10 protein-coding genes are annotated in these 13530 nt (G+C 70.2%); 3 read left to right on the top strand and 7 right to left on the bottom strand.

Features of this window, described 5'->3' with window-relative positions:
* Positions 1–88: 88 nt before the first annotated feature.
* The gene (gene dnaK / locus AB0I98_RS00145; protein WP_362932850.1) at positions 89–1951 is read left to right on the top strand and encodes a molecular chaperone DnaK; all 1863 of its coding nucleotides are present in this window, start codon (positions 89–91) and stop codon (positions 1949–1951) included.
* Between the two features lie 11 nt (positions 1952–1962).
* On the opposite strand, the gene narJ is transcribed toward dnaK, so the two are convergent.
* The 5 genes from narJ to AB0I98_RS00120 form a co-directional block, all read right to left on the bottom strand.
* Positions 1963–2445 (bottom strand): nitrate reductase molybdenum cofactor assembly chaperone, encoded by a 483-nt coding sequence (narJ, locus tag AB0I98_RS00140; protein WP_362932848.1) that lies wholly within the window; start codon positions 2443–2445, stop codon positions 1963–1965.
* Complete coding sequence (locus tag AB0I98_RS00135) at positions 2445–3926, bottom strand: 4Fe-4S dicluster domain-containing protein (protein WP_362932845.1); 1482 nt, start codon at positions 3924–3926, stop codon at positions 2445–2447. The genes narJ and AB0I98_RS00135 overlap by 1 nt, the downstream gene beginning before the upstream one ends.
* Positions 3926–7405 carry a nitrate reductase subunit alpha gene (locus AB0I98_RS00130; protein WP_362932843.1) on the bottom strand — a complete coding sequence of 1160 codons (3480 nt, stop codon included), beginning with the start codon at positions 7403–7405 and terminating at the stop codon, positions 3926–3928. The genes AB0I98_RS00135 and AB0I98_RS00130 overlap by 1 nt, the downstream gene beginning before the upstream one ends.
* Before the next feature lie 76 nt (positions 7406–7481).
* Positions 7482–8297 (bottom strand): SAM-dependent methyltransferase, encoded by an 816-nt coding sequence (locus AB0I98_RS00125; protein ID WP_362932840.1) that lies wholly within the window; start codon positions 8295–8297, stop codon positions 7482–7484.
* 36 nt (positions 8298–8333) lie between these two features.
* Positions 8334–9197 (bottom strand): helix-turn-helix transcriptional regulator, encoded by an 864-nt coding sequence (locus AB0I98_RS00120; protein ID WP_362932837.1) that lies wholly within the window; start codon positions 9195–9197, stop codon positions 8334–8336.
* 255 nt (positions 9198–9452) lie between these two features.
* Between AB0I98_RS00120 and AB0I98_RS00115 the strand changes: the two genes are divergently transcribed.
* Complete coding sequence (locus AB0I98_RS00115; RefSeq protein WP_362932834.1) at positions 9453–9881, top strand: hypothetical protein; 429 nt, start codon at positions 9453–9455, stop codon at positions 9879–9881.
* A gap of 42 nt (positions 9882–9923) precedes the next feature.
* Here AB0I98_RS00115 and AB0I98_RS00110 read toward each other — a convergent pair whose 3' ends face one another.
* Positions 9924–11798, bottom strand: a complete 1875-nt coding sequence (locus tag AB0I98_RS00110; protein ID WP_362932831.1) for a rhamnogalacturonan lyase — start codon at positions 11796–11798, stop codon at positions 9924–9926.
* A 38-nt stretch (positions 11799–11836) separates the two neighbouring features.
* Positions 11837–12805 (bottom strand): YafY family protein, encoded by a 969-nt coding sequence (locus tag AB0I98_RS00105; RefSeq protein ID WP_362932828.1) that lies wholly within the window; start codon positions 12803–12805, stop codon positions 11837–11839.
* 39 nt (positions 12806–12844) lie between these two features.
* On the opposite strand from AB0I98_RS00105, the gene AB0I98_RS00100 reads away from it, so the two are divergent.
* Positions 12845–13336: a hypothetical protein gene (locus AB0I98_RS00100; RefSeq protein ID WP_362932825.1), complete on the top strand. Its 492-nt coding sequence runs from the start codon at positions 12845–12847 to the stop codon at positions 13334–13336.
* The last annotated feature ends 194 nt before the right edge of the window (positions 13337–13530 follow it).

Genomic DNA, 13530 nt, shown 5'->3' with positions numbered 1-13530 from the left:
TGCCTCTCTGGGTACCCGTCCCATTGACAACAGCGCACTCAAGTTTTGTGCTGGAGTGCGGGAGCGGCCCTGGCGGAAGGGGACAGCGATGGCACGTGCGGTCGGAATCGATCTCGGGACCACGAACTCGGTGGTCGCCGTCCTGGAGGGCGGCGAACCCACCGTCGTCGCGAATGCGGAGGGGGCCAGGACCACACCGTCGGTCGTGGCCTTCGCGAAGAACGGCGAGGTGCTTGTCGGTGAGGTGGCCAAACGGCAGGCCGTGACGAACGTGGAGCGCACCGCTCGCTCCGTGAAGCGGCACATGGGCGACGGGAGCTGGCGGTTCCCGGACCAGGGCGACATCGACGGCACCCGCTACCGGGCCCAGGAGCTGTCCGCCCGTGTCCTGCAGAAGCTGAAGCGGGACGCGGAGTCCTACCTCGGCGAGGACGTCACCGACGCGGTGATCACCGTACCGGCGTACTTCGACGACGCCCAGCGGCAGGCGACCAAGGAGGCCGGGGAGATCGCGGGCCTGAAGGTGCTGCGGATCATCAACGAGCCTACGGCCGCCGCGCTCGCCTACGGCCTCGACCGCGGCGAGGAGCAGACCGTGCTGGTCTTCGACCTCGGCGGCGGCACCTTCGACGTGTCGCTGCTGGAGATCGGCGACGGCGTCATCGAGGTCAAGGCCACCAACGGCGACACGCACCTCGGCGGCGACGACTGGGATCAGCGGGTCGTCGAATACCTGGTCAAGCGGTTCAAGGGGTCGTACGGCATCGACCTCGGCAACGACAAGATGGCGCTGCAGCGGCTCCGTGAGGGCGCCGAGAAGGCCAAGATCGAGCTGTCGTCGTCCACCGAGACCACGATCAACCTCCCCTACATCACCGCCTCCGCCGAGGGGCCGCTCCACCTCGACGAGAAGCTGACCCGCGCCCAGTTCCAGGAGCTGACCGCCGATCTCCTCGACCGCTGCAAGACCCCCTTCCACCAGGCGGTCAAGGACGCCGGCATCAAGCTCTCCGCGGTCGACCACGTGATCCTGGTCGGCGGCTCCACCCGGATGCCCGCAGTCACCGAACTGGTCAAGGAACTCACCGGCAAGGACCCGCACAAGGGCGTCAACCCGGACGAGGTCGTGGCGGTCGGCGCCGCGCTCCAGGCCGGCGTCATCCGCGGCGACGTCAAGGACGTCCTGCTGCTCGACGTCACCCCGCTGTCCCTGGGCATCGAGACCAAGGGCGGCATCATGACCAAGCTCATCGAGCGCAACACCACGATCCCGACCCGGCGTTCGGAGATCTTCACCACCGCCACCGACAACCAGCCCTCGGTCGGCATCCAGGTCTACCAGGGCGAACGCGAGATCGCCGCCTACAACAAGAAGCTCGGCGTCTTCGACCTCACCGGACTTCCGCCCGCCCCGCGCGGGGTCCCGCAGATCGAGGTCGCGTTCGACATCGACGCCAACGGCATCATGCATGTCTCCGCCAAGGACCTCGCCACCGGCCGTGAGCAGAAGATGACCGTCACGGGCGGCTCGGCCCTCCCCAAGGAGGACATCGACCGGATGATGCGGGAGGCCGAGCAGTACGCGGAGGAGGACCGCAACCGCCGCGAGGCCGCGGAGACCCGCAACCAGGCCGAGCAACTCGTCTACCAGACCGAGAAGTTCCTGCGGGAGAACGAGGACAAGGTCCCCGCCGACACCAAGTCGGAGGTCGAGTCCGCGATCACCGAACTCAAGGAACTCCTGGAGCGCAACGCCGAGACCAGCGAACTGCGCACCGGCGTCGAGAAACTCGCCACCGTCAGCCAGAAGATGGGCCAGGCCATGTACGCGCAGGCCCAGCAGACACCGACGGAGGACGCCGGTCAGCAGACCTCGTCGCAGGACGAGGAGGGTGTGGTGGACGCGGAGATCGTCGACGACGAACGGGATCAGAAGGGCGGGGCGGCGTAAGCGTCGGCGCGTCAGTGTTCAGTGGGCGGCAGTGTCGCGCACACGGCGTCCAGGACGCAGGCGTACGGGGTGCCGACGTCGGTGAGGTGGGAACGGAGTTGTTGCAGGGCGGTGCGGTGGTCGGTGAGCAGGTCGGTGTTGCCGGTGCGGGAGGCGAACTCCAGGACCGCGGGCAGGAAGTCGGGCAGTTCCTCGCCGGTGAACTCCAGGCCGTGGGCGCGGTAGACCTCCTTGAAGCGGTCCAGGGACATGCCCCTGCGCCGGGTGTCACCGTCGTGCCACCAGCTCAGGTACAGGCTGTGGCGGTTGTCGAAGTCGAAGACCTGGACGTAGTGCGCGGCCAGCTGCTGCGGGTCGGTCACCGCCGCGTGGTCGGTGAACTCCCGCAGCTGCGGGGCGGCTTCGCGCAGCAGCGGCAGCCGGGCGCGGAACTCGTCGTCGGGGTAGGTGAGACAGAGCGCCGCCGCCTGGTAGAGCACCTCGAACGTGGGCATCAGGTCTCCTCCTCCTTGTCCGCGGTCTGCCGGTGGCTCAGCGCGTGGAAGTTCTCCACGGACACGAGCGGCAGATGGGTACGGCCCCCGGAGCCCTGGCCGAACGGCCCGTCGCCGCCCAAGCCGCCCATGCCGCCCATGCCGGGCCCGCCGTCGTAATCGAGGCTGCACCCGCCCGGGAGCGTCGACTCCTCCAGCCGCCGCGCGTCTGAGACACCCGCCCCCGGGATCACATACCTGTCCTCGTACTTGGCGATCGCCAGCAGCCGGTACATCTCCTCGATCTCGGCGCCCCGCATGCCGACGGCGCGCGCGACCGACGGATCGGGCTCCTCGCCGAGGTTGATGGCGCGCATGTGGGAGCGCATCGCGGCGAGCTTCTCCAGAGACGCCCGGACCGGGGCGACATCGCCCGCGGTGAAGAGCTCCGCCAGATACTCCAGGGGAATGCGCAGGGTGTCGATCGCGCCGAAGAGATTCCGCGCGTCCTCGCCGTCGTGTCCGGTCTCGGTCAGCGCCTCGACGACCGGTGACAGCGGCGGGATGTACCAGACCATCGGCATGGTGCGGTACTCCGGGTGCAGCGGCAGCGCCACCCTGTACTTGCTGATCAGCGCGCGCACGGGCGACCGCCGGGCCGCCTCCACCCAGTCGTACGGGATCCCCGCCGCCGCACAGGCCCGCCGCACCCCTGGATCCTCCGGGTCGAGAAAGACACCCAACTGCGCCGCGTACAGCTTCTGTTCGTCGGCCACGGAAGCCGCGGCCTTCACCTTGTCCGCGTCGTACAGCACCACGCCGAGATAGCGCAGCCTCCCCACGCACGTCTCCGAGCAGACCGTCGGCAGCCCCACCTCGAGGCGCGGAGAGCACAGCGTGCACTTCTCGGCCTTTCCGGTGCGGTCGTTGAAGTAGACCTTCTTGTACGGGCATCCCGTCACGCACATCCGCCGGCCCCGGCAGCGGTCCTGGTCGACGAGGACGATGCCGTCCTCCGCCCGCTTGTGCATCGCACCGGAGGGACAGGCGGCCACGCAGGACGGGTTGAGGCAGTGCTCGCAGATGCGCGGCAGATGGAACATGAAGGTCTGCTCGAACTCGAACCGCACCTTGTCGGCGGCCTGCCTGCGGACCCGCTCGACCATCGGATCGTTCTCGTAGTCGTAGGTCCGAGGCTCGTCGTAGTCCTTGATCTCCGGGAGTCTCGGTGGGGAGACGATGCTCGCGAGCCTCTTGAAACGGCCGCCCGCCTTCAGCTTCAGCGCGCCTCGCCGGTTCAGCTGCCAGCCGCCCTGCCACTCCTCCTGGTCCTCGTAGCGGCGCGGATAGCCCGGGCCGGGCCGGGTCTCGACGTTGTTGAACCAGACGTGCTCCATGCCCTGGCGGTCGGTCCACGCCTGTTTGCAGGTCACCGAGCAGGTGTGGCAGCCGATGCACTTGTCGAGGTTCATCACCATCGCGATCTGGGCCATGGGGCGCATCAGTACTCGACCTCCTGGCTGCGGCGGCGGAGCACCGTCACTTCGTCGCGCTGGCTGCCGGTGGGGTCCAGGTAGGTGAACGCCCAGGAGAGCTGGGCGTAGCCGCCGACCAGGTGGGACGGCTTGAGAAGCAGCCGGGTCGTTTCCGTCTTCGGTACGCCCACCGTGCGTTCCTGCGCGTGATGCAGATAGACGGTGCCGTGCGGGATGCGGTGCGAGACGACGGCACGGGCGACGACCACGCCGTCGCGGTTGAGCGCCTCGATCCAGTCGTCGTCCTTGACGCCGATCGCCTCCGCGTCCTGCGGGGACAGCCAGATGTGCCGGCCGCTGTGGGAGAGCGCCAGCATGAAGAGGTGGTCCTGGTACTCGGAGTGGAGGGACCACTTGTCGTGCGGGGTGAGGTATCGGACCGTCACCTCGCGTTGGCCGTCCGGTCCGAGGCGGGGTTCGCCGAGGAGCCGGTTCATGTCCAAGGGCGGCCGGTACACCGGGAGTGCCTCGCCCAGCTCGTGGATCCAGTCGTGGTCCAGGAAGAAGTGCTGGCGTCCGGTGAGGGTGTGCCAGGGCTTGAGGTGCTCGGTGTTGAGCGTGAACGCCGTGTAGCGGCGCGCGCCGGACTCGCTGCCCGACCACTCCGGTGAGGTGATCACTGGGACGGGCTTGGCCTGCGTATCCGCATACGTGACGCGCTTGCCCTCGTGCTCGGCGGCCAAGTGGGCCATCTCCTGCCCGGTGCGGGCCTCCAGGGTGCGGAAGCCCTGGGTGGCGAGGCGGCCGTTGGTGGTGCCGGACAGGGCGAGGATCGTGTTCGCGGCCTTCACGGCCGTATCGAGGGAGGGGCGGCCTTCGTACGCCGTACCGTTCAACTGTCGCAGATCCTCCACCTCCTCGGTCGGCCACAGTGTGATCCCCTTGGCGGGCAGGCCCAGTTGCTCCACGAGCGGACCGAGGGCGGTGAACTTCTTGCCGATGGCCGTGTAGTCGCGCTCCACCACGGTCAGGTGGGGCATCGTCCTCCCGGGCACGGGGTCGCACTCCCCGCGCTTCCAGTCCCTCACCACCGCGCCCGGCTGGGCGATCTCGCCCGGTGTGTCGTGCTGGAGCGGCGATGCGACCAGGTCCTTGCGCACCCCGAGATGGTCGAAGGCCAGCTCGCTCAGCCTCTCGGCCAGCGCCTTGAACGCGTCGAAGTCGGTGCGCGCCTGCCACAGCGGGTCCACCGCCGGGGTGAAGGAGCGCACGTAGGGGTGCCTGTCCGTGCTGGACAGGTCGTGCTTCTCGTACCAGGTCGCGGCGGGCAGGACGACGTCCGACAGCAGCGTCGACGAGGTCTGCCGGACGTCCAGCGACAGCAGCAGATCGAGTTTGCCCTCGGGCGCCTCGTCCCGCCAGGTCACGTCCCTCGGGCGCTCGCCGGGCTCGGCCTCCCGCGCGCTCAGCGACGACTGCGTGCCCAACAGATGCTTGGTGAAGTACTCGGCGCCCTTTGCCGAAGAGCCCAGTGGATCGGCTCGCCACAGCGTCAGCACGCGCGGCCAGTTCTCCGGCGCGTCCGGGTCCTCGCACGCGAACTTCAGGGTCCCGGCGCGGAGTTCGGCCACCACTCGCGACACCGCATCGCCGAACGCCCCGCCCAGCTCCAGCGGATTGCGGTCGAAGGTCGGATACGACGGCATCCACCCCGAACGCGCCGACAGGGCAAGGCAGTCCGCGCCGGTCATCCCCGCGAACCGGCCCTCACCCAGCGGCGAGGCGAGCGCGTCGGCGGTGAACCGGTCGTAGCGCCACTGGTCGGTGTTGAGGAACCAGTACGCGGTGCCGATCATCTGGCGTGGCGGACGCGACCAGTCGCAGGCGGCGGCCAGCGTCGCCCAGCCGGTCACCGGACGGCACTTCTCCTGGCCCGCGAAGTGCGCCCAGCCGCCGCCGTTGCGGCCCTGGCAGCCGGTGAGCTGGAGCAGGGCGAGGATGGCGCGGTAGATCGTCTCGGAGTGGAACCAGTGGTTCGTGCCCGCGCCCGTCAGGATCATGCAGCGGCCCTTGGACTGCCGGGCCGTCCGCGCGAACTCCCGGGCGATCTTCACGCACTTGGCCGCCGGGACGGATGTATGCGCCTCCTGCCAGGCGGGCGTGCAGGGCGCGTCGGCATCCTCGTAGGAGGCGGGCCAGCGGCCGGGCAGGCCGTGGCGGAAGATGCCGTAGTGGGCGAGGAGCAGGTCGAAGACCGTGGTGACCAGCGGCCCGGCGGCGCCGCCGAGCCGGGTCGCCGGGACTCCCCGCCGCAGGACGTCCCCGCGCCCCTGACCGTGCTCGCCGCCGTCGGTGTCGAAGCGGGGGAGCAGCACCGTCACGCCTCCCGAAGCCTGATGGCCGTACAGGCTCAACTGCGGCTCGATCGGGCCGAGTTCGAGGTTCCAGCGGCCCTTGCCGGAGTCGGTCCAGCGGAAGCCGAGCGAGCCGTTCGGGACGACCGCGCGTCCGCTCACCGCGTCCAGCACGACCGTCTTCCACTGCGCACCCTCGCCCTCGTGCCCCAGATCGGTGGCACGCAGGAACTTCCCGGGGACGTAGGCGCCGTCCCGTTCGGTCAGGGTCACCAGGAAGGGCAGGTCGGTGAACTTCCGTACGTAGTCCGCGAAGAACGGCGTCTCGCGGTCGACGAAGAACTCCCTGAGGATGACGTGGCCCATCGCGAGCGCGAGGGCGCCGTCCGTGCCGGGGTGCGGATGCAGCCACTCGTCGGCGAACCTCGCGCTGTCCGCGTCGTCGGGGGCGACGGCCACGACCTTCTGGCCGCGGTAGCGGGCCTCCGCCATCCAGTGCGCGTCGGGCGTGCGGGTCACCGGGACGTCGGAGCCCCACATCATCAGATACGCGGCGTCCCACCAGTCGCCCGACTCCGGTACGTCCGTCCGGTCGCCGAAGACCTGCGGCGAGGCGACGGGCGGGTCCGCGTACGACAGCATCGGGGCGCCGATCAGCGCGTGGAAGCGGGCGCCCGCCGCGTGCGACACCATCGACGTCGCCGGGTTGGGGGAGAAGCCGGCGATGCGGTCGGGGCCGTACGTCTTGATGGTGTGGACATGTGCGGCGGCGACGATCTCGACGGCCTCGTCCCAGGTGGCGCGGACCAGGCCGCCCTGGCCGCGGGCCCGCTGGTAGCGGCGACGGCGCGACGGGTCCCGCTGGATGTCGGCCCAGGCGAGGACGGGGTCCCGCAGGCGTTGCTTCGCCTCCCGGTACATCCGCAGGAGCACACCGCGGACGTACGGGTAGCGCACACGGGTGGGGGAGTAGGTGGACAAGGAGAAGGCGGCGCCCCGCGGGCAGCCGCAGGGCTCGAAGGCGTCCGCCTCCCGGCCGCCGGTCGGGCCGATGCCGTGCGGGTCGGGGGAGGGCGTGCCGGCGCGGAAGAACCGGCCGGTGCGCAGCAGGAACGCGGCCGGCTCGGCGGGCGGTACCTGAGTGTCGGTCACGTGCGCTCCTCGCTTGCCCTGGCCTCCAACCTAGGGGCGAGCAGGGGAGCGCACCTGTTCACGGCGCCCGTACGGGTCAGGCCTTACGGGCGACTCCCGCGTACACCGGCACGATGCCCTCGGCCTGGACCGCCACGTCCTCCGGGTCCGGCCGCCAGCCCGTCACCGGGATCACACCGGGTCCCAGCAGCTCCAGGCCGTCGAAGAAGCGGGAGAACTGCGCAAGCGAACGGGGGAAGAACGGGGTGCCGCTGCGCCGGAAGTTCTCCGCCGCCTTCCCGATCGCCTCCGGGCTGAGGTCGGGGGTGACCTGGGACAGGACCAGGTAGCTGCCCGGGGCGAGCGCGGCGACGTACTTCCGCAGCAGGCCGTACACGTCGTCGCCGTCGGGGTCGTCGCCCAGGTAGTGGGTCAGCGCGACCAGCGACAGCGCCACCGGCGCACCGAGGTCCAGGGACTCCCCGGCCCGGCTCAGCAGGGTGTCGATGTCGCGGACGTCGGCGTGCACGTACTCGGTCGCGCCCTGGGCCGAGCCGTGCAGCAGGGCCTCCGCGTGCCGCAGGACGATCGGGTCGTTGTCGGCGTACACCACCTTCGACTCCGGCGCGACCTGCTGGGCCACCTGGTGCAGATTGGGCTCGGTGGGGATGCCCGTGCCGATGTCCAGGAACTGGCGGATCCCCGCCTGCGCCACCGTCCGCGTCGCCCGGTGCATGAAGCGGCGGTTGGCGCGCGCCCCGCGCAGGACCGTGCCGTCGACCGCCAGGATCCTGCGGGCCAGCTCCTCGTCCACCGGGTAGTTGTCCTTGCCGCCCAGCCACCAGTCGTAGACCCGGGCGGGATGCGGACGGCTGGTGTCGATACGGGCGAACTCGGCCTCGGATCCGGTCATGCGGTGTCTTCTCCTACGACTTCGGGTCGGGGTGGCTCAGCAGTCCCCGCGGTGGTCCCGCAGGATCTTCTTGGTCTGCTCGGCGGACGCGGCACGCGCCGTCATATGGTCCAGCACCTCCAGGTGCGTGGAGACCTCCGTGCGGGAGTCGAGATACAGCGCACCGGTCAGATACTCGGTGAAGACCATGTCGGGAAGCTCGGGCTCGCCGAACCGGAACAGCGTGAACGGCGCGTACGTCCCCGGGTGCGGGCCCGCCCTGAACTCGGCGACCTGGAGGGTCACGCGGTCGCGCTCGGCGAACTGCAGCAGCTTGTCGATCTGTTCGCGCAGCACGGAGCCGTCGTTGCTCACGGGACGGAGCAGGACCGTTTCATCCATGATCACCCACAGATGGGGGCGGTCGTCGCGCTCCAGGAGCTGCTGCCGGGCCATGCGCAGCGACACATGCCGCTCGATGGTCTCCGGACCGGCCTGTCCGATCGTCCCGGCCTCCAGCACGGCCCGCGCATACGCCTCCGTCTGCAGCAGACCGGGCACGAAGTGCGGCTCGTAGGAGCGGATGATCCCGGCGGCGCCCTCCAGGCTCACATACAGGCTGAACCAGTCCGGCAGCACATCGTGGAACCGCTGCCACCAGCCCGGCTGGTTCGCCTCCTCAGCGAGCGAGACGAACGCCGCAGCCTCCTCCTCGGACACGCCATAGGCACCGAGCAGCAGCTGGACGTACGGGATCTTCAGCGCGACATCGGCCATCTCCATGCGCCGCACGGTCGCGGGGGCCACGCGCAGGACCTTTGCGGCCTCCTCGCGCTTGAGGCCGGCCGCCTCGCGCAGCTCCTGCAGCCGCTTGCCGAGGACCACCTGGCCGACGGTGGGCGCGGGTCGCCGCTCGCTCACGCCACGCCTCCCCTACGTGCCGAAGTTCGGGAGCAGTGTGTCATGTTCGGGTGGGTGTCCGACAGAAACGGTGGTGACTCTCTCACTACGCCTCATTCAGGAGCGGTCGTGGATCTCCCGCCACGCCTCATTACCTCGCGGGTAATCGACCGCGACGGGCGCGCGAAGGATCGTAGAGGCACCGGGTTCCGGGCCGGCGCACTCCGCTCCGGAATCCGGGTCCCGCTGCCGCACCTCGATGGAGGGTGATTCGTCATGTCCGCGACCCAGCTCGCCGCGCTCGCCCGGACCTCCGACCCGCACACCATGCTACGTCGCTTCCTCGCCCTCGACGCGGTGGTCACCGGCGCGAACGGCCTCGCCTACCTCGTCGCCTCCGGGCCGCTCGGCAGCTTCCTCGGGGTCGACTCCATGCTGCTGCTCGAACTCGGCGTGCTGCTCGCGGTGTACGGGGCCGCCGTCGGCTTCCTCGCCACCCGTGCCCACCCGGCCGCGCTGCCCGTCAGGGCCGTGATCGAGGTCAACCTCGCCTGGGCGGCGCTGAGTTTCGCCGCCCTGGGCCTGTGGCTGTCGCCGACCGCGGCGGGCGCGGTGTGGACGGTGCTTCAGGCGATCTCCGTCGCCGGGTTCGGGCTGGTCCAGTACATGGCGCTGAGGGCGCGTCAGGGCATCCGCAGCTCCTGAGTCGGTGGGTGCGGGCCCGGCCGGGCCCGCACCCACCGTCGTTCACGGGGTGTAGACGGTCGGCCTGGGGGCCGTCACCATGCCGCTGCCGATGTGGAAGCTCGGGTGCGGGGGCTGGTTGTAAGCCGTGTTCTGCCAGGCCAGGGCGGTGCGGTACATCGTGTCGTGGAGCAGGGTGGTGATCTTCGTGCCGGTCTCGTGCGGAGTGGAGTAGATCCGCAAGGCCGTGTTGTTCGACGTCGGCCAGACGACCTCCTCGCGCCAGTCACCGAAGATGTCCCCGGACAACGACGGGGTGGCCTTGGTGCCGTTGTTGGAGTGGACCGAGGCGCCGGTCAGCAGCCGCGTGTCGGACGACGTGCCGTACTTGTCGATGCGGGTGCCGTCGAGGAGTTCGCGGGTGGTGTCGCCGTCCCACCAGTTCACGAAGTTGATGCTGGACGGCTCGCGACCCAGCGAGGCTCCGGTCGGGGAGCGCAGGGTGGTGTCGGAGGCGGACCAGGACTCGGCGCCCGCGGACCCCGCGTGGATGTCGGCGGACACCCCGCGCCCGTTGTCGGCACCGGAGACCGTCTGCCACAGGAGCGCACCTGTGCGGGCGTCGGCCATCCAGGAGCCGGGCTTGGAGCTGTCCTCCGATACCTTGAAGTACTCCAGGCCCGAGCGGGCGGGGTTGAGGTCGCCCACATGTCCCGCGTCGCCGTGGCCCAGCTTCGTCGTCCACAGCCCATGGCCGTTGTCGTCCACGGTCATGGCGCCGTACACGATCTCGTCCTTGCCGTCGGCGTCCACGTCCGCGATGGACAGACTGTGGTTGCCCTGACCGTCGTACCCCTTCCCCGTGTTGGTGGAGGAGTTGGTGTCGAAGGTCCAGCGGCGGGTGAAGGCGCCGCCCCGCCAGTCCCAGGCCGCTATCACGGAGCGGGTGTAGTAGCCGCGCGCCATGATGAGCGAGGGACGGGCGCCGTCCAAGTAGGCGGTGCCGGCGAGGAATCGGTCGACCCGGTTGCCGTAGGAGTCGCCCCACGACGCCACCGAGCCCCGGGCCGGGACGTAGTCGACCGTGCCCATCGCCTTGCCGGTCTGCCCGTTGAACATGGTCAGGAACTCCGGGCCGGAGAGCACGTAGCCACTGGAGTTGCGGTGGTCGGCCGACGAACTGCCGATCACCGCGCCCGTGCCGTCCCGCGTGCCGTCGGCCGTCTTCATGGCGACCTCGGCCTTGCCGTCGCCGTCGTAGTCGTACACCTGGAACTGCGTGTAGTGCGCGCCGGAGCGGATGTTGCGGCCCAGGTCGATGCGCCACAGCCGGGTGCCGTCGAGCTTGATGCCGTCGACGATGGTGTTGCCGGTGTAACCGGACTGCGAGTTGTCCTTGGCGTTGGTGGGCTGCCACTTGAGGACGAAGTCGAGGGCGCCGTCACCGTCGAGGTCGCCGACGGAGGCGTCGTTGGCCTCGTAGGTGTACGCGACACCGTCGGGGGTGGTACCGCCCGCGGGCGGGGAGATGGGGACGTCCTTGTAGCCGGTGCGGAACTGGACAGCGTGCACCGAGTCGGCCTGTTCGACGCCACCGACGATCGCGCGGACGGTGTAGTCGGCCTGTTCGGGCGCGCCGGAGTGGAAGTAGTTGGTGGAGCCGGTGATCGGGGTCGCGTTGACCTTCGTACCGGCGCGGTAGACGTTGAAGGAGACGCCGCCGGGGTCGGTGCCCAGCCAGCGCCAGCTGACCAGGTTGCCGGCGGCCGTGTGGACGCTGACCACACCCCGGTCGAGCTTCTCGACCTGGCGTGCGGTGGCGGCCTCGGCTGTGCCGGGGCCGGTGAGGGCGGTGAGTCCGGCGGCGACGAGCGCGGTCGTGGCGCCCAGCGCGGAGAGGACGACGCTTCGTCTGCGGTGCTTGTGCGGGTGCTGCACGAGACGTACCTCCTGGAGGACGGACGGGTTCCGGCCTCTCAGTGGTCGCCGTGCACCTCGAAGTTGCCGTATCTTTCGGCCAGTTCGGCGACCGTCCGGGCGATCTTCGCCCGTAGCCCGGGCGGGCCCAGCACCTCGATGTCCGTGCCCAGACGCAGAAACTCCCCCGCCGCGTGGTCGACGGACTCGATGGGAACGGTGGCCTGGATCCAACCGGTCTCGTCCGTACGGCCGTTGGCGGCGACGGCGCGGGCGAGCGGGCCGGAGAGCGTCGCCGACGGCGCCAGGCGCACCACCGCCTCCGCCCGGTACAGCCGGTCGTGGAAGTCCCTCTGGTACGCCTCCCAGTAGGCCGCGAGATCGAAGTCGCTGGGACGCGTGAACTCCTCGTCCGATGCGGTGAGTTCGAGGATCTGGTCGACCCGGAAGGTGCGCGGCCCGGGACCGGCGACCACATACCAGCGGCCCGCTTTCAGGACCAGTCCGTACGGTTCCAGACGGCGCTCCACGTCGGTGGGCTCGCGCCAGCGCCGGTACACGACGTGCAGCACCCTGCTGTTCCAGACGGCATCGGCGACCGCCGGGAGATACGGGGCCTCCTCGCCGTCCGCGTACCAGCCGGGGGCGTCGAGGTGGAAGCGGCCGCTGATCCGGTCGGCGTGGGCGCGCAGCTCCGCGGGCAGCGCGGCGCGGACCTTGAGCTGGGCGGCGGCGAGTACGGAGCCGAGGCCCAGCTCGGCGGCGGGTCCCGGGATCCCGGCGAGGAACAGCGCCTCGGCCTCGTCGGCGGTCAGGCCGGTGAGGCGGGTGCGGTAGCCGTCCAGCAGCCGATAGCCGCCGTCGTGGCCCGCGTCGCCGTACAGCGGGACACCGGCCGCGCTCAGGGCGTCGACGTCCCGGTAGACCGTGCGGACGGAGACCTCCAGCTCCTCGGCGAGCTGGGCGGCGGTCATCCGGCCGCGGGTCTGGAGCAGCAGCAGGATCGAGACGAGTCGGCCGGCCTTCACTGACACAGGATGTCAGTGAAGCGGTCCTAGCGTCCTGCCATGAGCTTCACCGAGAAACTGCTGACCGTGCCGCCGCCGATCGAGGTAGCCGGGCGGCACATCAAGCGCTACCACGTCACCTCGGACCCGGCGGGCATCGCACCCGACGTCGAGAAGGCGGCGTACGCGATCCTGCCCGAGCTGCTGCCGGAACCGGACGGCACCCCGCCGGCCACCTTCGTCGTGCTGCACCGGGGCGGTGACGACGGCGCCTACCTGAACGCGTACAGCTGGGTCTGGGACAACGTCCTGCACTTCCGCGGCGCCGCGGAAGTGCAGCCGGCACTCGGCTGCCCGGACCGCGACCCGACGCACTTCATCACACCGGACAAGCCATGGATCGGCTGCGTCTGGGAGCTGCCCCCGATCCTGCACGAACGCGACGCCTGGGTACGGCACCTGCTCGCACCTGAACACCCCGACCTGGCCGCCTACTTGGCGGACACCATGCCCGCCGGAACCACTGGAGACCGGGGCGCTGCGCTGGCGTGAGCCGATCACATCGGGCCGGTTCAGGGTGCAGGTCGGTCTGCGTGGCCGTCGCTCTGGGGGCTGCCGCCCTCAGACCCCCGCTTCGGCCTGAACGGCCTCGTCCTCAAACTCCCCCAGAGGGGGCACCCTCAACGGGCTGAGATGTGGTGACCGGCACTGAGAGGGCGGACGACGCGCTCCCCCACTCTCAGCTT

Source organism: Streptomyces sp. NPDC050211, from assembly GCF_040656035.1.
Classification (GTDB): domain Bacteria; phylum Actinomycetota; class Actinomycetes; order Streptomycetales; family Streptomycetaceae; genus Streptomyces.
This window is presented reverse-complemented; position numbering and strand designations above follow the sequence as displayed.